The organism is Bradyrhizobium monzae (assembly GCF_021458635.1).
GTDB lineage: Bacteria > Pseudomonadota > Alphaproteobacteria > Rhizobiales > Xanthobacteraceae > Bradyrhizobium.
Genome location: NZ_JAIRDQ010000006.1, coordinates 443,463 through 465,645, shown reverse-complemented (window position 1 = coordinate 465,645; position 22,183 = coordinate 443,463). Strand labels below are relative to the sequence as shown.

Sequence of the window (22,183 nt, the reverse complement as noted above, 5' to 3'; positions counted from 1 at the left end):
GTCCTCCGCCGTCATGCCCGGCCGAAAGCGCGGAGCGCGTCTTCAAGCTAATGTGCCGGGCATCCACGTTCTTTGCCGCCGCGAGCAGGAAGAACGTGGATGGCCGGGACAAGCCCGGCCATGACGAGTACCTTGCTCGTTTCCGAGGATTGTCGCGCCACATGCCCCTCCGCCTGATCTTCATGGGCACGCCCGATTTCTCCGTGCCGACGCTGCTCGAGCTCGTCGCGCACGGCCACGAGATCGTGGCCGTCTACACCCGCGCGCCGAAGCCCGGCGGGCGGCGCGGGCTGCAATTGCGGCCGACGCCGGTTGAAGAGGCTGCGCGAAAACTCGGCGTGCCCGTACTGACGCCGAAGACGTTGAAGACGCAGGAGGCACTCGACGAGTTCAGTGCGTTTGGTGCCGATGCGGCCGTCGTCGTCGCCTACGGCATGATCCTGCCGCAGGCGATCCTCGATGCGCCAAAGCTCGGCTGCTACAATCTTCACGCCTCGCTGCTGCCGCGCTGGCGCGGCGCCGCGCCGATCAATCGCGCGATCATGGCCGGCGATGCCGAGAGCGGCGTCATGGTGATGAAGATGGATGTCGGCCTCGACACCGGCGACGTTGCCATGGCCGAGCGGCTCGCGATCACCGACGATATGACGGCGGTCGATCTACATGATCGCCTGTCCCGGCTTGGTGCCGATCTGATGGCGCGCGCGATGGCCGCGCTCGACCGCGGCGGGCTCCAGCTCAAGAAGCAGAGCGAGGACGGCGTCACCTACGCCGCCAAGATCGACAAGGCGGAGGCCCGGATCGACTGGAGCAAGCCCGCGCATGCAGTGCTGCGTCACATCCACGGCCTCTCGCCGTTCCCCGGCGCCTGGGCCGAGCTTGAGAATGCGCGCGTGAAGATTTTGCGTTGCGAGCTCGCGAAGGGCGCCGGCGCGCCAGGCGAAGTGCTCGATGACCAGCTCACCATCGCCTGCGGCGAAGGCGCGATCCGCATTCTAGAGCTGCAGCGCGAAGGCAAGGCCCGGATGCGGGTCGTGGACTTTTTGCGCGGCGTGAAGGTTGAGCCGCCGATGCGGCTCGTCTGATGCCCCGCTACAAGCTCACCATCGAATATGACGGCGCGCCGTTCTTCGGCTGGCAGGTGCAGGAGACGCTGCCCTCGGTGCAGGGCGCGCTGGAGGCTGCGGTGAAGGCAATGACCGGCGCGGATGCGCGGGTGCATGGCGCGGGCCGCACCGATGCCGGCGTGCATGCGCGCGGTCAGGTCGCGCATGTCGATATCGACAAGCAGTTTCCGCAGGGCCGTTTTCGCGATGGCTTGAATGCGCATTTGCGGCCGCATCCGATCGCTGTGCTCGAGGCCGAGATCGTCCCTGACACGTTCGAAGCGCGTTTCTCGGCCGTGAAGCGCCACTACCGCTACCGCGTCGTCAACACCCGCGCCAATCTCGCGCTCGACATCGGCCACGCCTGGCGCGTGCCGCGTCGGCTCGATGCCGACGCGATGCATGCCGCCGCACAGCGGCTGCTCGGCAAGCACGACTTCACAACCTTTCGCGACACCGAGTGCCAGGCCAAGTCGCCGGAGAAGACGCTCGACCAGCTCGACGTGTTGAGCGACGGTCGCGAAATCACCATTGTCACGTCCGCGCGCTCATTCCTGCATAGTCAGGTGCGCTCGATGGTGGGATCGCTGGTCTGGGTCGGCGAAGGCCGCTGGACCGCGGACGATCTCTCCGCAGCGCTGGAGGCCCGCAGCCGCGCGGCGTGCGGCATCGTCGCGCCGCCGGAGGGGCTGTATCTGATGAAGGTGGATTATTAGTTGGGAGTCGATTCTCTTACCCCATCGTCATGGCCAGTGCCCGAACTCTCACCACATCGTCATGGCCGGGCCTGTCCCGGCCATCCACGTTCTTTCTTGTCGCGAGCACTGAAGAACGTGGATGCCCGGGACAAGCCCGGGCATGACGGCGGAATGCTTGGCGAGCGCGGCGCCTACCCAAAATACCGCGTCAGAATCCCGCGATACACCTTCGTCAGCTGCTCCAGGTCCTTGACCGGCACGCGCTCGTTGACCTGGTGCATGGTCTGGCCAACCAGCCCGAACTCGATCACCGGGCAATAGCTCGAGATAAAGCGCGCGTCCGAGGTGCCGCCCGAGGTCGACAGCTCCGGCTTGCGGCCGGTGACTTCCTCGATCGCGGAGACCGCGAGTTCGGTGAATGGGCCGGGCTTGGTCACGAACACGTTGGAGTTCGAGGGCTCCCAGACGATGCGGGCGCGGATGCGGTTGCCGCAGGCTTTTGCCAGGCGCGTCTCGACCAGCTCGCGCAGGCTCGCCTGCGTATGGTTGTCGTTATAGCGGATGTTGAATTTTGCGCGGGCCTCGCCGGGGATGACGTTGTTGGCCTTGTTGCCGACGTCGACCGAGGTGAATTCGAGATTGGAGGCCTGAAACTGCGCGCTGCCATGGTCGAGCGGCTCGTCCGAGATCGCCACGATCAGTCGCGAAATATCCGGCACCGGATTGGCCGCGCGATGCGGATAGGCGACGTGGCCCTGCACGCCGTCGACATAGAGCGTGCCCGATTGCGAGCCGCGGCGGCCGACCTTGATGGTGTCGCCGAGCGTCTCGACATTGGAGGGCTCGCCGAGCACGCAATGATCGAATTTCTCGCCGCGCTCGGCGGCCCACTGCAACAGCTTGATGGTGCCGTTGATGGAGACGTCTTCCTCGTCGCCCGTGATCAGGAACGAGATCGAACCTTTGCCGTCCGTACGTGCCTTGCCGTCGTTCGCAGCGAGATGCTCCAGCACCGCGGCGACCGAGCAGGCGATGCCGCCCTTCATGTCGACCGCGCCGCGGCCGTGCAGGAAACCGTCCTTCACCTCGCCCGAAAATGCACCGACGCTCCAGGCGCTCTCGTCGCCGGGCGGCACCACGTCGGTGTGGCCGGCGAAGGTGATGTGCGGCCCTTCAGTGCCGTTCCGCGCATAGAGATTGTCGACGTCGGCGGTGCCGGGTTCGCTGAAGGTCACGCGGTGGCAGGTGAAGCCCGCCGCGCTGAGGGCTTTTTCAAGCACTCCCAGCGCACCGGCGTCAGCCGGGGTTACCGAGGGGCAGCGGATCAGATCGCGGGCAATCGAAAGAGCGTCGGTCATGCGCGTCCGATCAATCCCGCAGCAGCTCGTTGATGCTGGTCTTCGAGCGCGTGCGCTCGTCGACGCGCTTGACGATCACGGCGCAGGCCGTGCTCGGGCCGATCTGGCCGTTCTTCATGGGCTTGCCGGGCAGCGCGCCGGGCACTACCACCGAATATTCCGGTACTTCGCCCATGAAGATCTCGCCGGTCTCGCGGTCGACGACCTTGGTCGAGGCGCCCAGGAACACGCCCATCGCCAGCACCGCGCCCTTGCGCACGATGACGCCCTCGGCGACTTCACTGCGCGCACCGATGAAGCAATCGTCCTCGATGATGACGGGCTCGGCCTGGAGCGGCTCGAGCACGCCGCCGATGCCGGCGCCGCCGGAGATATGCACGCGCTTGCCGATCTGCGCGCAGGAGCCCACGGTGGCCCAGGTGTCGACCATGGTGCTCTCATCGACATAGGCGCCGAGATTGACGAAGGAGGGCATCAGCACGACGTTCTTGGCGATGAAGGCCGAGCGGCGGACGACGGCGCCCGGCACCGCGCGAAAACCGGCATCGCGAAAACGGTTCGGGCCCCAGCCTTCGAACTTCGAGGGCACCTTGTCCCACCAGTTCGCCTGACCCGGGCCGCCGGGAATGACGTCCATGTCGTTGAGGCGGAAGGAGAGCAGCACGGCCTTCTTCAGCCACTGATTGACCTTCCACTTGCCATCGGCCCCGCGCTCGGCCACGCGCGCCTCGCCCTTGTCCAGAATCTCCAGCGACTGGTTCACGGCGTCGCGGACCTCGCCCTTGGTCGAGGTCGAGATGCCGTCGCGCGCGTCGAAGGCGCTGTTGATGGTGGATTCCAGGGCGGACAGGGACATCGGGATTTCCTCAATAGCAGACGGGAATTTTGATGGATTGGGGGGCTTTTTCGGGATTTGGAGGGACGGAGTCAAGGCATACTCCACGGTCGTCCCGGACATGCGGAGCGCTGTGGTTACGGATCCCGCGTCTGCGCTGTCGCTTGCCCCGGGACGACGGCGGTTACCGTGACAATGACCGCACCAAAAACTTCGCCAAATGATCCGTGACGTGGTCGACATGGGCGGCATCGCGGCCTTCAAGCTCCCAATCCTCGCGCACCACTTCCTTGGTCCCGTCAGGCACCACCAGCACGGTGGTCATGCCGAGTTCGTGCGGGACGGTGAGGTTGCGCGCGAGGTCTTCGAACATGGCGGCTTTGGTCGGGTCGACCGCATGTTGCCTCAGGAATTTCTGATAGGTCTGGGCCGCCGGCTTGGGTTCGAATTCGGCGGCTATGATGTCGAACACGCCGTCGAAATGGGTGGCCAGACCGAGCCGCGCCAGCACGGCATCGACATGATCGACCGAGCCGTTGGTCAGGATCAGTTTTCGCCCCGGTAATTTTGCGATGGCCTTGCCGAGCGCCGGGTTCGGCTCCAGCGGCGAATGGTCGATCTTGTGCACGTAAGCGAGATAGTCGTCGGCGCGCACGCCATGCAGGGTCATCATGCCGCGCATGGTGGTGCCGAAGCGCTGGTAATAATCCTTCTGGATCTTGCGCGCTTCCTCCGGGCCGACCTGCAGCCAGTTGCACACGAACTCCCCGATCCGCGCATCGACCTGCTGCCACAGATTGACGTGATGCGGATAGAGCGTGTTGTCGAGGTCGAACACCCAGGTGTCGACGTGGCTGAAGGCGCGGGGGGATTTCATCACAACTCTCTCAATCACGGGACAGCGAACCGCAGCGTCTTGCCGCCACTGCTCATGTCCACTGCGCCAAAACCCGTCGGCGCGAATCCGCGCGTGCCGCAATCGGTCTGCTCGTTGGTCTCGAATTTGGTTTCGCGCGTGCAGAGCTGCTTGTCGCCGCCCCAGTTCAGCGGCTTGTCCTTCAGCTTGATGGCGCGGTTGTCACCATCGACCGCTTCGGCGAAACTGAAGATCTGCTTCGGCTGGCCGGCGACGTCCGGATGCAGGCAGGTCTTGGGATCGATGCGGTACCAGCCGCGGCTCGTCACCGACTTGCCGTCGTCGGTCGCGACCGCCGCCATCACCTTGTGTGGCGTGTCGTTGCACCAGGTCAGCCCGCTCGGCGACGGCGACTGCGCCGCATCGACCATGGTCTTGAAGAGATTCGGCGATGAAACCACGTCGGTGGACAGTCCGCGGCTCTTCAGGAAGGCAGCGAGTGCAGCCTGCGTCTTCGGTCCGTCGACGCCGTCGATCGCGCCGATGTCGTAGCCCGCGATCACCAGCAGCCGCTGGATGCCGGCGAGACGGGCCTGCTCGTCGTCATATTCGGAATCCTCCGCGAGATAGGCGACGAGATTGCCGTCGTCGCCTTGCGTCGGCGTGATCTGCGTGAAAGCAGCCTGGGTCTGTCCGCTGCGGCACTGCCGCGCGGCCGCGATAACAAAATTGTCCTGTGCCACGCACAGCATGTCGCGGCCGTTCTGCGGGATCGGCGAGGCACCATAGACGCCGAGCGCCCGCGCATTGAGCAGGATCCGGTCGGCCGAGAGCGTGCCCTGAACCACGACGCGGCAGGTCGCGGGATCGATCCTGAACCAGCCCCGCGTCGCAGTCGCCGCCTTGTCGTCGATGCCGATCGCGGCTTCGACGACATAGGACATGCGGTTGCAGATCTTGAGGTCGGCGAACGCCGGCGCGGAGGAGAAGAAGAACGAGATGGCCGCAGCCGGCAAGGTCATCAGGAAGCGGGTGAGGGTGGAACGGCGGTGGCGCCTTGCTCTCTCCCCGTCATGCCCGGGCAAAAGGGCGGAGCGCGACTCGGCCGAAAAGTCCCGGGCATCCACGTTCTTGGCGCGCGACGAAAGATCGTGGATGGCCGGGACAAGCCCGGCCATGACGGTTTTCGTTTCTTGCGCTTCCATCACTTGTGGATCAGCGTTCCCGTACCGGTGTTGGTGAACAGCTCGAGCAGCACCGCGTGCTGCGTCTTGCCGTCGATGATGACGACGCCCTCGACGCCCTGCTCGAGCGCGTAGATGCAGGTCTCGACCTTCGGGATCATGCCGCCGGAAATGGTGCCGTCGGCGATCAGCTTGCGCGCGTCCTTGACCGAGAGCTGCGGGATCAGCTTCTTCGACTTGTCGAGCACACCCGGCACGTCGGTGAGCAGCAAGAGACGCTTGGCCTTCAGCGCGCCGGCGACCGCACCGGCAAAGGTGTCGGCGTTGACGTTCAGCGTCTGGCCGTCCTTGGAGGTCGCGAGCGGCGCCAGCACCGGGATCAGCTCATAGCCGATCAGCTGGTTGAGCAGCGTGAGGTCGACCTTCTCGGGATCGCCGACGAAGCCGAGGTCGATCGCCTTCTCGATGTTCGAATCCGGGTCGACGATGGTACGCGTCGTCTTCGACGCCTTCACCATGTTGCCGTCCTTGCCCGAGAGACCCACGGCCTTGCCGCCGGCTTCGTTGATGTAGCCGACGATCTGCTTGTTGACGGAGCCGGCGAGCACCATCTCGACGATCTCGATGGTCGCGGCATCGGTGATGCGCAAACCGGCCGCGAATTCCGAGGCGATGCCGAGCCGCTTGAGCATGGTCGCGATCTGCGGCCCGCCGCCATGCACCACCACCGGGTTGATCGCGGTCTGCTCGAGCAGCACGATGTCGCGGGCGAAATTCTTTGCGGTCTCCTCGTCGCCCATGGCATGGCCGCCATATTTGATGACGATGGTTTCTTCGTCGTACTGCTGCATGTGCGGCAGCGCTTCGGACAGGATGCGGGCCTGGTCGAGCGGGGAGATTTCGGTCATGAGGCGGATCTCGCTGGCGGGACTAACGCGGCCAGCGTTCTATCTGATTGGCGGGCGAGGCGCAAAGTGTGACTGCCCGTCGCTACGGATTGGGCTTCGGCAACACCGCCGCCAGTGTCACCGCCAGCCAGCTCACGATCATCAGCGTTCCGCCTGATGGTGCCGCCATCGGAAACAGCGAATGGCCGGCATATTGCCGCAAGGTGAGGTCGCCTGCGAACAGCGCGGCGCCGCTCACGAAGCCGAACGCGGCGATCAGGCCAATTCCGCCGTGCAGAAGGCCGCGCGCGAGCAGGGCGACGCAGGCCAATATGGCAGTTGCATGAAACAGCAGCATGGCGCTGGCGGAGGCAAGCCGGCTGGCGTCAGCGCCATGGGCGGAGGCGGCCGCCAGCGCGACGCCGGCAGCGCCCATCAAACCGGCAAGGGCGATCAGCAGGCGAGCGATCACTTGGTCCGCTCCTCCAGCAGCTTTGCCATCGCGGCGCGCAGTTCGGCCATGCCGGTCGCGCTGCGTGACGAGGTCGCGAGCACGTTCGGGAACGCCGCTGGATGCTTGGCCAGCGCGGCCTCGGTCTCGGTGATGCGCGATTGAAGCTCGGCGGCCTTCACTTGGTCGGCCTTGGTCAGCACGATCTGGTAGCTGACGGCGGAGCGGTCGAGCGTCTTGAGGACTTCGAGGTCGACGTCCTTCAGCCCATGCCGCGCGTCGATCAGCACATAGACGCGTGCGAGCGAGGTACGCCCCAGCAGGAATGTGTGGATCAGTTCGGTCCAGGACGCGACCTGGCTCTTCGGCGCCTTGGCATAGCCATAGCCGGGCATGTCGACGAGACGCAGGTCGGTTTTCCCGGGGACCTCGAAGAAGATCAGTTCCTGGGTGCGGCCCGGCGTATGCGAGGTGCGCGCCAGCGCGTTGCGCCCCGTGAGCGCGTTGATCAGGCTCGACTTGCCGACATTGGAGCGGCCGGCAAAAGCGATCTCCAGCCCCGCCATCGGCGGCAGCGTTTGAATCGAGGGCGAGGCCCAGATGAACTGCCAGTCGCGGGCGAACAGCTTTCGCCCGGTTTCGATCAGCCTGTCGTCTTTATTCTCGTTCATGAGAACGATCTATCCTCTCGTCATGGCCGGGCTTGTCCCGGCCATCCACGCCTGTCCGCTTGGCACCCTCCTAAACGTGGATGCCCGGGACAAGCCCGGGCATGACGATGTGGAGGCAGTTTGCCTGGCAGTGTCGGACGGCTACGTCGCCTTCCTCGCGAACGTCGCCTTGAGATTGTCGAACAGCTCCACCTTCACGCCGTTGCGGCGCATGATGAAGCTCTGCTGGAGCACGGACAGCGTGTTGTTCCAGGCCCAGTAGATCACGAGGCCCGCCGGGAAGCCCGCCAGCATGAAGGTGAAGATCAGCGGCATCCAGTTGAAGATGATCTGCTGCGTCGGATCCGGCGGCGTCGGATTCAGCTTCATCTGGAACCACATCGTGATGCCCATGATGATCGGCCAGATGCCGAGCGCGAGGTAGTGGCCGAACAGCGGAAGCGTGGTCGGATCGAACGGGATCAGGCCGAACAGCGTGAACAAATTGGTCGGATCGGGCGCCGAGAGGTCCTTGATCCAGCCGAAGAACGGCGCGTGCCGCATTTCGATGGTGACGAACAGCACCTTGTAGAGCGAGAAGAACACCGGGATCTGGATCACCACGGGAAGACAGCCGGCGACCGGATTGATCTTCTCCTTGCGGTAGATCTCCATCATCTCCTGCTGCTGCTTCACCTTGTCGTCGGGATAGCGCTCCTTCAACGCCTGAAGCTGCGGCTGGACCGACTTCATCTTCGCCATCGAGGCGTAGGACTTGTTCGCCAGGGGGAAGAACAGCAGCTTCACGATCACGGTCACGAGCAGGATCGAGATGCCGAAATTGCCGAAGAAGCGGTAGAAGAAGTCGAGGCCAAGGAACATCGGCTTGGTGATGAAGTAGAACCAGCCCCAGTCGATCAAGAGATCGAAATGGTTCAGGCCGAGCGCCTTGTTGTAGCCGCCGAGCCCTGCGAACGGGAACACGCCGACGACGCCGGCTTCCTTGGCGCCGGCGAACAGCCGCGCGTTCGCGGTTGCGCTGCCGCCGATCGCGACGGTGACGGGATCGAGCAGATAGTCGGTCTGGTAGGTATGGACGTTGCCGACGAGGTTCGAGGAGAACTTCGCCTGAAGCTGGGCACTGGTGTCGGGCAGCAGCGCCGAAGCCCAGTACTTGTCGGTCATGCCGAGCCAGCCATTGGTGGCCTTGAAGTTGACCGACTTGGCTTCGTCGATCTTCTTGTAGGCATATTCCTGCAGGCCATCGAGATAGCCGATCAAGCCTTCATGCAGGATGTAATAGCCCGACACCTGCGGCGTGCCGTGGCGCGAGATCAGCGCGAACGGGTAGAGCGTCACCGGCGCGTTGCCGACATTGCTCACGTCGTCCTTGATGGTGAAGAGATAGTGGTCGTCGACCGCGATGGTGCGGCGGAAGGTGAGGCCTTCGCCATTGTCCCACTTCAGCACCGCCGGCGTGGTCGGCGTCAGGCTGCCGCTGCCCTCCTGCTGCCAGACGGTCTGCGCGTCCGGCATCTTCGAGGTCACGCCCGTCGCCGCCACCCAGCCGAACTCGGCGTAATAGGGCTCGGCCGTGCCGGACGGCGAATAGAGAATGATCGGCGGCGATTTCGGGTCGACCGTCTCGCGGAACTGCAGCAGCGCGAGGTCGTCGATGCGGCCGCCCTTCAGCGAGATGCTGCCGGCGAGGCGCGGCGTATCGATCTTCACGCGCGGGCTCGCGGCAATCGCGGTGTCGCGGCTGACGGTCGGCGCGGCCTGCTGGTTCGCACCCGGCGCGGTGGTCGGTGCAGGCGTGCCGGCCTGCGGCGTTGCGCCCGGCGTCGCGGTGGCCGTCGGCTGCGGCGTGCTCTTCTGGAGCTCGGCCTGCGCCTGCTGCTGGGCGCGCTGCTTCTCCATCGCCGGCATATTGTAGAAGTATTGCCAGGCGATCAGCACCAGGCCGGACAGAATGACGGCGAGGATGGTATTGCGATTGTCAGTCATCACTATTGTCTCGTCATCAATCCGGTTTGCGGCTGGCGGCGGGGTCGGGCTTTGGCCCGCGTCCCTTTGCCTGTCCCTTGTTAGGTCCTTTGGCCGTATGCCGCGCGGGCTTCGTGAACGCTATGCGCAGATCGTCGAGCATGGTCGTGAAGTCGCGCGAGAGCGCGTCCCTGCGGCCGACCAGCACGTAATCATGATGGGGTAGCATCGACACCGGATCGAGCCGCTTCACCAGTTCGCGAAGCCGGCGCCGGATGCGATTGCGCTCGGGGGCGTTGCCGTTCTTTTTGGTAACGGTGAAGCCGATCCGGATCGGGCCGCTGTCGTCGCGACCACGGCTTTGCAGGACGAACGCGGGACTATTCACCCGCGCGCCATTGGCAACGGCGAGGAAATCCGCTCGCTGCCTCAGCCGATCCATAATGAAATCCCAAAAAGGGGTCCGGCTCAGGCGCTCAGACGCTTGCGGCCGCGGGCGCGGCGGGCAGCCAGAACCTTGCGACCACCGGCGGTCGCGAGACGGGCCCGGAAGCCGTGGCGGCGCTTGCGCACCAGTTTGCTGGGTTGATAAGTCCGCTTCACGGGTTTTTCTCCGCTGACCGGGCAATTTGCCTGTAGAATTGATGATAAAGTCCGGAAGATGCGGCCCAAAATGAGCCATTTCCGGCCCCAGAAGAGCCGCTCCCGGTGTCGCACCGGGTCATCGCGGACAATTTGGCCGGCTTATAAGCGAGCGCCTTGTTTTCGTCAACGCCGCAGGACCGCACAGTTCCGGTGAATATCGCTGTTTCCTTGGGGTTTTTAACTCTTGAGGTGGCGATTAGCAGTATCAGCGCTTACATCCCACCTCGGCAGATTAGCGATCCGTAATTTGACCGCCCCCCGGGGCGGGTCGCATGCTCCATCAGTCGAGCTCTATCAGAAGGCCAGCAGGGGCGAATTTCGTGGTAGCGACAGACCTCCAGCAGCCGACCCAGGATCTGGATCGCGTTACCGATCAAGGCCCGGATCAGCCAGCGGACCAGCCGGTGACGCGATCCCGCGGACCGGGTGGGCTCGGGCTGTCCGGCAAGCTGCTGCTGTTGACCGTCCCCCTGGTGATGATCGCGGCCGTCCTGCTCTATGTGCCCGCGATCGCCAACTTCTGGGTCAACCGGCTCAACGACCGCGTCGCCGCGGCCAACACGGCCGCGCTGGTGCTCGATGCCGCGCCGCTCGGCATGGTGCCGGATTCGCTGTCGCGGGAAATCCTCAAGAGCATCAATGCGCGCGCGGTCGCCATCAAGATGGGCCAGCAGCGCCGCCTGCTCGCCAGCGACAATCTGCCCGCCACGATCGAGCACGACATCGACCTTCGCGACATGACGGTGTGGGAGGCGATCACCGGCTCGTTCCAGATGATGTTGGAGACCGGCAACCAGCCGATCCGCATCGTCGGCCCCGGCGTCGGCAACGCCCAGTTCATCGAGATCGTCACCGACGATCTGCCGCTGCGGCAGTCGATGTACCGCTTCTCCCGCAACGTCGTGGTGGTCGCGCTGATCATCGGCGTTTTGACCGCGGGCCTCGTCTACCTTGCGCTCCATTATCTCTTCGTGCGGCCGATGCGGCGGCTGACCGCGAGCCTGGTCGGTTTCCACGAAAATCCCGAGAGCTCGGCGCGGATCATCGTGCCGAGCCAGCGCAGCGACGAGATCGGCGTCGCCGAGCGCGAATTGTCCGACATGCAGCGCGACCTGATGTCGATGCTGCATCAGAAGAGCCGGCTCGCCGCGCTTGGCCTCGCGGTCTCCAAGATCAACCATGATTTGCGCAATCTGCTGGCCTCGGCGCAGCTGCTGTCGGACCAACTCGCCAGTGTGCCCGATCCGCGGGTGCAGCGTTTCGCGCCAAAGCTCGTGCGTTCGCTCGAGCGCGCCATCGCCTTCTGCCAGTCGACGTTGTCCTACGGCCGCGCCCAGGAGGCCGCGCCCGACCGCCGCATGATGCTGATCGAGCCGGTCGTGCTCGAGGTGCGCGAGACAGCCGGTCTTGCCAACGACGTCTCGATTGCCTGGGTCGCCGCGATCGAGCGCGGCCTCGCGGTCGATGCCGATCCCGACCAGCTGTTCCGCGTGCTGCTCAACCTCGTGCGCAACGCCGCCCAGGCGCTGGAGAGCCATGCCTCCGGCGACGGCGGCCCGCAGCAGATCCGGATCACCGGCAAGCGTGAGGGCGCGGTTGCCATCCTGGAGGTCTCCGATACCGGCCCGGGCGTGCCCCAGAGGACCCGGGAGCATCTGTTCGAGGCGTTCCAGACCTCCGGCCGCCCCGGCGGCAGCGGGCTGGGCCTCGCCATCGCCGCCGAGCTCATCCGTGCCCATGGCGGCGACATCCATCTGGTCGAAGGCACCATCGGCGCCACCTTCCGGATCGTCATCCCCGACCGTCCCGTGGAACTCCTCTCCATCCGCAACGAGCGGCAGCGAGCCTGATCCGCCAACGGCCGATGCGAAAACCGTCATCTCCCTGCAAAATCTCCTCATCCCGGACCTTGCCAATCCGGCCAAGAGCGGTTAGTCAGAGCGCTCTTTCGCACCCCTCCGGCGCTAGCTGGAGGCTGCGTGCGGGCCCAGCCCGCACAATTGTTTGCGAAACACGCGCCCGTAGCTCAGCTGGATAGAGCATCAGACTACGAATCTGAGGGTCGGACGTTCGAATCGTTCCGGGCGCGCCATCATCTCGCGAAGTCCTTGTTTCTCGGGAAAAAATCGACAAATCAATAGCTTCGTCCTGCCGCACTGGTATCAAGCGGTGGGATCAATGGCGCGCGTTGGAATGGGTTTGATCAAGAACGAGCACGGCGTGTGGTGCGTGCGACGCAAGGTGCCGAAGCACCTCGAAGAAGCCGTGGCGAGAGTGCAGGGGCAAAGCAAGACCCGACAGCCTTGGCTCAAGCGCTCGCTCCGCACGAAGGACGAAAAGCGCGCAAAGGTCCTGTCCAAGCCTGTGATGATGGAGTTCGACCGCATCATCGCGAACGCAGAAGCTCTTCTTGTGGAGCACCCGGTTCGCACGTCGCTGACCGAAGCCGAAATCAAGACGATCAGCGACTATTTCTATGCCCACGAGCTGGGCGCAGACGAAGAGCTTCGCGAGGAGGGCATCGGGTCCGATGAGGTGTTTGCGGGCGTTCACCGTCAGCTCACCGAAGCCGGTGTTGAGTTTGCTACTCCATTTGAGGTCCCGCAGACGACTTCCGGTCTCTCCGACAGGATGATGCACAAAATCGAGGAGGACACCTCGACCGTGCTTCCCGCCCTCAAAGAAGCCTTGGCACGCGGCAAAGTCGATTTCATCCGCTATGAGGTGAACGAGCTGCTTCAGGTCTTCCGCATCAACCTCGACCCCGATAGTCCCGACTTTCGCAAGCTGGCACTTGCGGTCATGAGGGCGGAGGTCCGCGCATTGGAGGCGGTTCAAGCGCGACACCGTGGGGAGCCCATTGAGAGCCCGAAGCTGGTCGAACCCAGCGGCGTCCTCAACGTCTCCTCGTCAGGCTCAGGGCTTCGTGCTGCTTACGAAGGTTGGCTCAAGGTCACACCCCGCAGGAAGAGCACCAGCATGGAGTTTGAACGCGGCATCGAGCGCTTCATCGAGCTGCACGGTGACCTTGACGTAACCAAGATCAACCGAGGTCATGTTCGGCAGTTTCGTGACGCTGCGCAGCTCGTGCCAGCGAAGAGGTCGGGGAAGCTCTTGAAGGCTCCTCTGCCCGAGCTTGCCGCTTACTCGCGCAAGCATCCTGAACTTCCTCGGATCAAGGCCGCAACCATCAACAAATGGCTGAACTGCTTGGGCGCGGTGCTGAACTGGGCACGAAACAACGGCATCATTCCCGACGACATGCCATGGTCCGATCCGGTCAAAGGAATGAGGCTGCGGGAGACGCGATCCACACGACAGCCTTGGGAGCCACAGGAGCTGAAGGCCCTCTTCTCCTCACCAGTGTACGTTTCGGGAGAACGGCCAACAGGTGGAAAGGGTGAAGCGGCGTTCTGGCTGCCGCTGCTCGGAGTTTTCAGTGGTGCTCGCCTGAACGAACTTGCGCCGATGTGCGTGGAGGATGTGAAGACCGACGACCCCACAGGCGTCCGTTTCCTCACTGTGATCGAGGCGGAGGAAGAAGGCAGAAGCGTGAAGACCGAAAGCTCTCTACGCGCCATCCCCGTGCACTCCGAACTGATCCGCATTGGCTTTCTGGAGTTCGTGGAGCACGTCAGCGCTGGAGGCGGACAATCAGCACGGTTGTTTCCACAGCTCACACCGGGCTCCAAGGGGCTCTTTGGGGAAGCCTTCTCGAAATGGTTTGGCCGCTACAAGCGCCAGCTCGGCATCACTAACCCGGACAGCGTGTTTCACTCATTCCGCCACGGCTTCAAGGACGCTTTGCGCGCAGCAGGTGTGAACGAGGACATCAACGATGCGCTCACAGGACACAGCGGCAACAATCCGGTAGCTCGGGACTACGGATGGAAGGAAATGGCTCGTCGGTTTGGCTTCCAGAGGCTTTCAGAGGCCGTTGAGAAGGTCCGCTACCCCGGCCTCAACCTCTCCCATGTCCGATGGACGCCCGACCACATGAGCACGCGAGGAGCCAAGAGGGTCCGTGGTGGACCGGGTAGGCGTGTCATTCCCGGCCCGCAGAAACCTCGGTAAACGTAGGGGAGCAGCGTGGGGACCGGGTAGGCCGGGGTGCCTTCGAAACTCTTACTGACATCAGAATTTGTGGTCCTCGTCGTCCCCGTCTTCGTCCACTGCCGGGAGAACGTACATGCGCACCTTCCGGTCTCCGACCGATTTGCGAGCCTGTGTGGCCCCCGCCAGCTTCATCGCGCTACCTACCTCCTTGGTATTTTTCGCCTGCGCGCTGTAGCCATCTTTCGCCAACTGGCGCGCGAGGGCGTCAAAGGAGAACTCGGCTCCAAGTTCGCGACGGAAGTGGCCGCTGACGACGGCGTCGATGATGTAGGTATGTAGCGGGTGCTCGCTCTCCGCGATGATCTGCTGCTTAGCCTCAGTCATCGGTGGTCGCCGGAAGGGGCTGAACCCGGACAGGTCGCGCTTCATCAGGAAACCGTAAAGAGCGTTCATAGCCTCCGGGGTTTCGATGTAGCCGTAGAGACGGTCGTAGTAGTCGTCCTGACGGGGCTGGGCCTTGCTGTTGAAGACGAAGTAGCGGCGGTCGCCTTCTTCGATGTTCAGCGGAGCGCTGTGGTTTGAGAACATGATGAACCGGGCGTAGTTCTCGATTTCAAGCTGTGGGCCGTATTTGATGTTGGCGCTGACGGTGGGCTCGGTGATGAGCGGCTTGAGCTTGTTGGCCAAGTCCCAATTTCCTGCCTCGTAGACTTCGTCCACCTGCACCACGAGTTTGCCAATGAGCCAGCCATCAAAGGAACTCTTGAGGTCCTTGGTTTGCGCGACGCGGCTGTTCTGTTCACCAACCAAACGGCGCACCACGGTCCCCAAGGTAGACTTGCCGATGCCTTTGGCTTCGCTGGTGATCAATAGCGCGTGCCCGACCCGTTCCTGCGGGCGCTGCACCAGATGCGCAAGGAAGTTCAGGACGTGCTCGATGGCGGCGCTGTCATTGTCGAAGATGTACGCGAGATGCTCAAGGAAAACCGTGGGCTCCTCGGTGTGCCCGTTCCCGCTCCAAGGCGGGGGCGTCCAAAGGTTGAGCACGCGGCAACCGTCGCGGTCGTGTGAAATCTCAGGCTCGCCGGGAAGAAACTCGACCCGTTCCGCGATGACAAACACGCCATCATAGGGTTCATCGTGATACTCAGGTTCGTAGTACTGCGACAGAACCGTCTCGAAGGACGGAAACCAGACCTTCTTTCGCCCTCCACTATCGTAGTAACGAAAGCCGTACTCCGCCTTTGCAATCCGCATCCATACGTAGTCCTGGAGGGGTGCCATCTTGAGCGGATTGCGACGCAGGACGATCCCGCCGTGCTGTGCAGTCCAAGCGTACTTGTCGCAGACCTTTTTCATGGCCTGCTCGCATCGCTCTTCGAACTCGGGTGTGCCCACGCGGGGCAAATCATCTTGAACTTCGGTGTCGGGAGATTGATCTGTCGATTGCATTTTCAGGGAGTTATGCGTGCTGCCGTTCGTCACGGCGCATCCTTGTTGTTCTGTCTGCGGAACTCACGGCGCATGCTGAGCCTAAAGGCCGTCCGCGCGCGCCACTGAGATAGTCCGCTCACCGCGTGAACGCAAATCTCAATCGCTGGGAACTTGATGTTCTTTCAAATCAGAGGTGCTTCCGCATAGACATAAACTGAGGCACATGAGCGACTGCTCAGGAGCGGGTCTTGCCAGAGGCGCGGGCCGTAGCGGTCTCGGGTCAATCGCTCGGAGCCGGAATTTAGCGGTCCGAGGTCGGTTTCCCACCCGGTCATTGACTTATTTTCAATGCAAATGCAGTTCTTGCACCAACGGATGTGGCGGAAATCAGCTCGGATCGATCCTCATCTGGTCCGCTTCCCACGCAGCGATAAACTTATCCGCACTGGACATAAACAATTGAGCGCGGTGCTGGGATCAGTCCCGCCAAAAGTTGCGGAACCGGGAGGGCGATAGCTCGGTGTATCGCACCGTGTGCTGAATGTTCTTGTGCCCAAGGTACGCCTGAAGGGCACGGGTATCATGCCCCTTAGAGGCCAACGCGAAGCCGCAGGCGTGCCGCAGCATGTGCGGGTGGGCTTTGAACCCGAGGTCTGCCTGTTCGCCCGCCCGCTCGACCATGCGCGCGAAGCCTGCGGTGGTGAAGGGCGCCGCGCGTTCCGACGTGAACACAAAGGGTGACTTGGGTTGCTGTTCGCGCTGGAGCCGCCGCAGCCGCCGCAGTTCGTCCCCGAGGATCGGGTGGGTGCTCGGGCTGCCCTGCTTGACCCTGCGGACGTGGAGGGTGGCCGTTGTGAAGTCGATTTGATCCCAGCGCAGGTCCGCCAGCTCGGCCGCCCGAAGGCCGTGACGGTAGGCCACGAGGATCATGGTGCCGTCGCGGTGCCCCCAACGGTTTCCCTTGGTGGCCTCAAGCAACCGCTCAACCTCGGCCTCGGTCAGATACTCGCGGGTCCGCAGGTCGGCATTAGGAAGCCGCTTGGGCATAACTGTTCGTTTTTCGGTGTGCGGCCTGATCAGGCGGAGGTGCGATTTGGCCAATGTTTTCCCCATTCGCGACGAAGCAACTGTTCGTATAATGACCGAATTACGGACAGTCTGCAAGGGCCGGTCAGCCGCGCGCCGTTGTGAAGGGCCCTTTGAACGGGTCCCCTTTTCCAAGGTGGGCCCCTTTGGCAACGAGGCTCGGGGGGTGACTTCAAAAAACACGGACTAAAGGCTGCGGCCGCCGCCCGGGTTACGGAAGCTGTGTCCGCAAGCGCTCCAAGCCGCCTGATGTTTCCCTGTGATCGCAGCCAGAGGTTCAACCGCTACTGGAGCCGCCAAGAACAGTTGTATACGACTTTGAAATAGCCGTAGGGTGGAACAGGCCGAGGATGAAACATGCGCTCAACCGTTTCACTGGATCAAGGACTAAAGAACCTCCGTTCGATCCGCGCCGAGTTCGGCGACAAGCTCCCTGCGTGGAATGAGGCCGACACGCGGTTTCAATTTATTGATCGGCTGCTCATCGAATGCTTTGGCTGGCCGCGCGAAGTCATCAAGACGGAGAGCCGCTTGGATGGTGACATTCGAGACTACGTGCTGGGCAATCCCGCCGAAATTGTCTGGGAAGCCAAGCGGGCGGGAGCGTACTTCGACTTTCCGGCTGACAAAGACAAGGGCCTCATACAGAGCCTTAAGTCCGTCATGTCGGTCAGCAAAAGTGCCGACGCGGCGATCAGGCAAGCGCAAGGTTATTGTAATGGCGGGGGAATTGAATTCGCTGTCGTCTGCAACGGGGATCAACTGATTGCCTTCATTGGGCAGCGGATTGGGTCATCGTGGCTCGACGGTAGAGCGCTCGTCTGCCGCAGCCTGCAACAACTGGAGGAGGATTTTCCAGCCTACTGGCAGTGCCTTTCTCCCGATGGCCTTTTTGAGCGCCGCCTTGCGACATCCTTGGGATACAGGATCGAAACCAACCTTCCTCGCAAACTATCCTCGCGCCTACTGCGATACCCGTCGTTCCGATACAAGTCGGATTTGCAGGCCACTTTGCGCGCCATTAGTGAGCTGCTCCTCGAAGACATCGTTCGCACCGAGGCGATGAAGAAGCGGTTCTACAATGAGTGTTACGCCGATACAGGAGCACTGAGCCGTGACGCTCTCATAAGCCAGCAGGTCTTGAAAGCCCGTTACGCCTCGTTGTTTCCGTCCCAAGAGGGCTCTCCTACACTGGAGCCGGCCAAGGGGCAGGATGAGGCTGGTGGGCTCACAAACCAAATCTTGACCGAGGCTCTGGCCAAGCGCCCCATCGTCCTCTTGGGGGACGTCGGCGTCGGAAAGACCTCTTTCCTTGAAGACCTGATTTACATCCGCGCGCCAAAGGAGTTTGAGAATTCGCTCCTCATCTATGTTGATCTTGGATCGAAGGCCGCCCTGAACACGGACATCAAGGCCCACGTGCTCAAAGAGATTGAGCGCCAACTCTACGCCAAATACCAAGTGGATGTTTACGAGGATGGTTTTGTTCGTGGTGTGTATGACCTCGACATAAAGAGATTTCGCAAGAGTTTTCGCGTTGCTTCTCTCAAGGACGATGCTGGCGCAGTTGACGCCGAGATAAACACGTTTCTCAGGGAAACCGTCGCGGATAAGTCGGAACACCTCCGCCGCTCGGCTGAACATCTGGCTTCAGGTAGGCAGAAGCAAATCATCTTCATGATTGATAACGCCGACCAACGAACCACTGCCATCCAACAAGAGGCGTTTCTGATCGCGCAGGAGTTGGCCCAAGGATGGAACGCGCTGGTGTTTATCACCGTCAGGCCGCAAACATTTTTTCAGTCAAAGCGAGCGGGCGTGCTGGCCGCATACCCCCACAAGGTCTTTACGATTGAGCCGCCCCGTCCAGAGGTCGTCATTGAGAAGCGGCTTCTCTTCGCCCTGAAGGTGGCCGAAGGAAAAATTCCCGCATCGATGCTCCAAGGCGTGCGGCTCAGTATCGACAGTATGGCTCATTTCCTCAAAGCCCTGCTATTTTCTTTGGAGCACAATCGCAGTCTGACCGAAATCCTCGCCAACATCAGTGGCGGCAACATTCGTGCTGTTGTTGAGTTCGTGACGCAGTTCATCGGCAGCCCAAATGTCGAAGCCGAGAAGATTGTGAGAATTCAATCTCAGACCGGGAAATACAACATTCCACTGCACGAGTTCTCCAAGGCCGCCATTCTGGGTGACTACTCGCACTTCAACCCCAACTCCTCGCTTGCAATGAACTTGCTCGATGTTCAGAACCCGGACCCAAGAGAGCACTTTTTGTGCCCGCTCGTAGTTGCGTTTCTAATGTACGAACACACGGCGAAAGATAAGGATGAGTTCGTTCAAGCGAGTTTGATACTCAGTTCAATGCAGGCGCTCGCGTTTCTGCCGACCCAGATCGAGGGGGCCTTACGGCGGCTGACCAACAAGAAGCTCATCGAGACGACAGAGCGCATTACCTTTGAGGAGGACATTGCAGGATTGGTCGGCGCGATGCCGCACGGCTTCCGTGTGACTACGGTCGGAGCCTACCATTTGCGAAGATGGCTCGGGACGTTTGGGTATCTGGATGCGGTTTTGTTCGACACCCCTATCTTAGATCAGCAGGCTGAGGCGGCAATCTCGCAGAATTTAGAGAGCTTTGAAATTCAGCTCCGACTGGAGCGCACCACCGCTTTTCGCAACTATCTTAGCGAGGCTTGGGATGCCTCGGGTCTGCGCGTTCCATACTTCGATTGGCACGAAGTGGTTCGAGAAGGTCAGGATCAGTTCGACGCGGTAAGGCGGGCAGTTGAAGGCAACCAAAAGAAACATGCAGCGCAAAGCAAAGGGCGAGGCTGGAACACCAGAGGCAAGAACAAGTACTAAGGCTCGCGGCCTTGTGCGGTGGTACTCCCCGGTGGTATCGTGCGCCTCGGCAGGACGGTCAAAACCCGAGCAAATTCAAGAGCTTTCGCGGCTGCGCGGTCCCTCGTTCCGGGCGCGCCAGTAACCTTAGAACCCCTTACTTTCTGGGAATAGGTCGATAGCTCAATAGCTTGGTCCTGCCGTGGTGGTATCACTGCGTGGGATAAACTATGCGCACGATGATGGGACCCCGCAATTCGCTTCGCACGCGATCGAGCACACTCTCATAGTCACGCGTCTCGGTCTGCCGGAACAGCCGCACGCTCGGATACCAGGGGCTGTCCGTACGATCGAGCAGCCAGCGGTAGTCGGGCGTCCACGGCAGCAGGATCCAGGTCGGGCGGCCAAGCGCGCCGGCGAGATGGGCGACGCTGGTGTCGACGGTGATCACGAGATCAAGGCAAGCGATCAACGCGGCCGTATCAGTGAAGTCGGTGAGATCGGCGGTCAGGTCGACAATGTCGCTTCTCTCCCGCAGCAATGCCGCGTCATGCGGGCGCGGGGCCTTCTGCAGGCTGACGAAGCTGGCATCGATGTCGAGGAGACCGGTCAGCGCTCGCAGGGGAATCGAGCGCGTCTCATCGTTCACGTGATGTGGATCGCCGGACCAGGCCAGGCCGATCCGGAGCCTGGTGCGAGGACCGAGGCGATTCTCCCAGGCCTGAACAAGACTGTCCGGAGGGGAGGGCAGATACGGTCCCGAGGGGATCGTATCGAGACGGGTCTTGAAGGCGAGCGGCAGGCTGGATATCGGGCAGTGCAGATCGAAAGCCGGCAGCGTGCCCATCGCCGACCTCGGAACACAAAGGGATGCACCGCTCAGCGTCGACATCAGCCGATGCAGCGGGTCCTGAACGACGAGCACAACGCGTGCGCCGCGCTCTGCCAGCATGGGGACGTAGCGAACGAAGTGAATGGTGTCGCCCAATCCCTCGTCCGCTGCGACAAGGATCGTCTTTCCCTCGACGCTTTCTTCCCCGAGCCACATCGGTCGCTGAAGCTGGGGGTGTCTTGCCGAAGGCAGCTTCAATCGGGTCTGGTGTCCGCGCCAGCCGGCTTCGAGATTGCCTGTCAGAAGATGGGCCAGAGACACATTCCACTCTGTCACCGTACTCTTCAGCCCAAGCGACGTCATGCGATCGGACAGCGCGAAGACCTCGTCGAAGCGATGAAGGTGGAACAGCGCGACCAGCTTGTTGTCGAAGGCATCCACGAAGCGCGGCTGGATCTCGATGGCCTTGTCGAACCATGCCAACGCCTCTTCATTGCTGCCGAGCTGCCGCAATGAAAGACCCAGATTGTTGCAGATCTCGGCATTGCCGGGATCGAGCTGGTGCGCCCGCCGGCCGTCGGTCGCGGAGTCCTCGAACCGTTTCAGGCAATAGAGAACCCATGCGCGGGTCCGCAGCGTCGGCGCATGGTCCGGGAACAGGCTGTCGCTGAGGTCAAGACGGGCAAGTGCCTCCTCGTTCCGCCCGAGCTTGTGGAGGATAATCCCGCTCTTACAGAGGGCATCGTGATGATGTGGATTGAGCTCGAGCGCGTGCTGAAAGCTCGGCAGGGCCTGATCCAGGCGCGCAAGCTGAATGAAGATGTCGCCACGCTGTCGCCAAAGCTCGGAATCGTCAGGTCGAAGCTGTATCGCGTTGTCGATGACGTTGAGGGCTTCGTCGCAGCGCCCATGCTGCTGCAGGACCGTCGCGAAGCTCGCCAGATATTCGGGCTTCGGCGCGCGCTGGATCGCGCGGACGATCCACGCGAGGGCCTCGTTGTATTGCCTGGCCTGGAGAAACAGCAGCCCCATGAGATGCTGGGCGTCGGTATGCTCCGCATCGATTCCAAGAGCCTGCTGGTAGCAGGCATGCGCGTCGAGATGTCGCCCGTCCCTGAAATGCGCAAGGCCCGCTTCACAGAAGGCGGCTGCTGTGCTCATCGCTGCTCGAGTCCCGTTCATGGCGAACGTCCGCCTCGGTGGCGGCAGCGGCTTCTGACGGGCGCAACCCCGCCTCTCTGGCGTCGCGGTTGATTCGACTTCAGCAGCGGGAGC

Annotated in this window: 18 protein-coding genes and 1 tRNA gene; 6 read left to right on the top strand and 13 right to left on the bottom strand. The window is 62.4% G+C overall.

Annotated elements, in window-relative coordinates; genetic code table 11:
• Positions 1-161 precede the first annotated feature (161 nt).
• The gene (gene fmt / locus K3F49_RS24035; protein WP_234683413.1) at positions 162-1,085 is read left to right on the top strand and encodes a methionyl-tRNA formyltransferase; all 924 of its coding nucleotides are present in this window, start codon (positions 162-164) and stop codon (positions 1,083-1,085) included.
• The gene (truA, locus tag K3F49_RS24030; protein WP_234683412.1) at positions 1,085-1,822 is read left to right on the top strand and encodes a tRNA pseudouridine(38-40) synthase TruA; all 738 of its coding nucleotides are present in this window, start codon (positions 1,085-1,087) and stop codon (positions 1,820-1,822) included. The genes fmt and truA overlap by 1 nt, the downstream gene beginning before the upstream one ends.
• Positions 1,823-1,995: 173 nt before the next feature.
• On the opposite strand, the gene dapE is transcribed toward truA, so the two are convergent.
• From dapE to rpmH, 10 genes are all read right to left on the bottom strand, one after another.
• Entirely contained in the window at positions 1,996-3,162 is a 1,167-nt protein-coding gene (gene dapE, locus K3F49_RS24025; RefSeq protein WP_234683411.1) for a succinyl-diaminopimelate desuccinylase, read from the bottom strand.
• Between the two features lie 10 nt (positions 3,163-3,172).
• The gene (gene dapD / locus K3F49_RS24020) at positions 3,173-4,018 is read right to left on the bottom strand and encodes a 2,3,4,5-tetrahydropyridine-2,6-dicarboxylate N-succinyltransferase (protein ID WP_234683410.1); all 846 of its coding nucleotides are present in this window, start codon (positions 4,016-4,018) and stop codon (positions 3,173-3,175) included.
• 163 nt (positions 4,019-4,181) lie between these two features.
• Positions 4,182-4,874, bottom strand: a complete 693-nt coding sequence (locus tag K3F49_RS24015; RefSeq protein WP_234683409.1) for a pyrimidine 5'-nucleotidase — start codon at positions 4,872-4,874, stop codon at positions 4,182-4,184.
• 14 nt (positions 4,875-4,888) lie between these two features.
• A complete protein-coding gene (locus tag K3F49_RS24010; RefSeq protein WP_234683475.1) occupies positions 4,889-5,875 on the bottom strand; it encodes a DUF1036 domain-containing protein in 987 nt (328 codons plus the stop codon).
• Positions 5,876-6,057: 182 nt separating this feature from the next.
• Positions 6,058-6,945 (bottom strand): acetylglutamate kinase, encoded by an 888-nt coding sequence (argB, locus tag K3F49_RS24005; RefSeq protein WP_234683408.1) that lies wholly within the window; start codon positions 6,943-6,945, stop codon positions 6,058-6,060.
• Between the two features lie 82 nt (positions 6,946-7,027).
• Positions 7,028-7,360 (bottom strand): DUF423 domain-containing protein, encoded by a 333-nt coding sequence (locus K3F49_RS24000; protein WP_234683474.1) that lies wholly within the window; start codon positions 7,358-7,360, stop codon positions 7,028-7,030.
• A 32-nt stretch (positions 7,361-7,392) separates the two neighbouring features.
• Positions 7,393-8,046 (bottom strand): ribosome biogenesis GTP-binding protein YihA/YsxC, encoded by a 654-nt coding sequence (yihA, locus tag K3F49_RS23995; protein WP_234683407.1) that lies wholly within the window; start codon positions 8,044-8,046, stop codon positions 7,393-7,395.
• Between the two features lie 141 nt (positions 8,047-8,187).
• The gene (gene yidC / locus K3F49_RS23990) at positions 8,188-10,032 is read right to left on the bottom strand and encodes a membrane protein insertase YidC (RefSeq protein WP_234683406.1); all 1,845 of its coding nucleotides are present in this window, start codon (positions 10,030-10,032) and stop codon (positions 8,188-8,190) included.
• 16 nt (positions 10,033-10,048) lie between these two features.
• Positions 10,049-10,453 carry a ribonuclease P protein component gene (gene rnpA / locus K3F49_RS23985; protein ID WP_234683405.1) on the bottom strand — a complete coding sequence of 135 codons (405 nt, stop codon included), beginning with the start codon at positions 10,451-10,453 and terminating at the stop codon, positions 10,049-10,051.
• Between the two features lie 26 nt (positions 10,454-10,479).
• Positions 10,480-10,614 carry a 50S ribosomal protein L34 gene (gene rpmH, locus K3F49_RS23980; RefSeq protein ID WP_008542748.1) on the bottom strand — a complete coding sequence of 45 codons (135 nt, stop codon included), beginning with the start codon at positions 10,612-10,614 and terminating at the stop codon, positions 10,480-10,482.
• Between the two features lie 362 nt (positions 10,615-10,976).
• Here rpmH and K3F49_RS23975 point away from each other — a divergent pair, with 362 nt between their 5' ends.
• The 3 genes from K3F49_RS23975 (at position 10,977) to K3F49_RS23965 (ending at position 14,730) form a co-directional block, all read left to right on the top strand.
• Entirely contained in the window at positions 10,977-12,506 is a 1,530-nt protein-coding gene (locus tag K3F49_RS23975; protein WP_234683404.1) for a sensor histidine kinase, read from the top strand.
• 165 nt (positions 12,507-12,671) lie between these two features.
• Positions 12,672-12,748: transfer RNA gene (locus K3F49_RS23970), tRNA-Arg, on the top strand.
• Between the two features lie 101 nt (positions 12,749-12,849).
• Positions 12,850-14,730, top strand: coding sequence for a site-specific integrase (locus K3F49_RS23965; RefSeq protein WP_234683403.1), 1,881 nt, complete (start codon positions 12,850-12,852; stop codon positions 14,728-14,730).
• 60 nt (positions 14,731-14,790) lie between these two features.
• Here K3F49_RS23965 and K3F49_RS23960 read toward each other — a convergent pair whose 3' ends face one another.
• Positions 14,791-16,197, bottom strand: coding sequence for a DUF5906 domain-containing protein (locus K3F49_RS23960; protein WP_234683402.1), 1,407 nt, complete (start codon positions 16,195-16,197; stop codon positions 14,791-14,793).
• Between the two features lie 426 nt (positions 16,198-16,623).
• Positions 16,624-17,247, bottom strand: coding sequence for a tyrosine-type recombinase/integrase (locus K3F49_RS23955; protein WP_234683401.1), 624 nt, complete (start codon positions 17,245-17,247; stop codon positions 16,624-16,626).
• A 342-nt stretch (positions 17,248-17,589) separates the two neighbouring features.
• Here K3F49_RS23955 and K3F49_RS23950 point away from each other — a divergent pair, with 342 nt between their 5' ends.
• The gene (locus K3F49_RS23950; RefSeq protein WP_234683400.1) at positions 17,590-20,097 is read left to right on the top strand and encodes a hypothetical protein; all 2,508 of its coding nucleotides are present in this window, start codon (positions 17,590-17,592) and stop codon (positions 20,095-20,097) included.
• A gap of 190 nt (positions 20,098-20,287) precedes the next feature.
• Here K3F49_RS23950 and K3F49_RS23945 read toward each other — a convergent pair whose 3' ends face one another.
• Complete coding sequence (locus K3F49_RS23945) at positions 20,288-22,069, bottom strand: tetratricopeptide repeat protein (protein WP_234683399.1); 1,782 nt, start codon at positions 22,067-22,069, stop codon at positions 20,288-20,290.
• Positions 22,070-22,183: the final 114 nt, after the last annotated feature.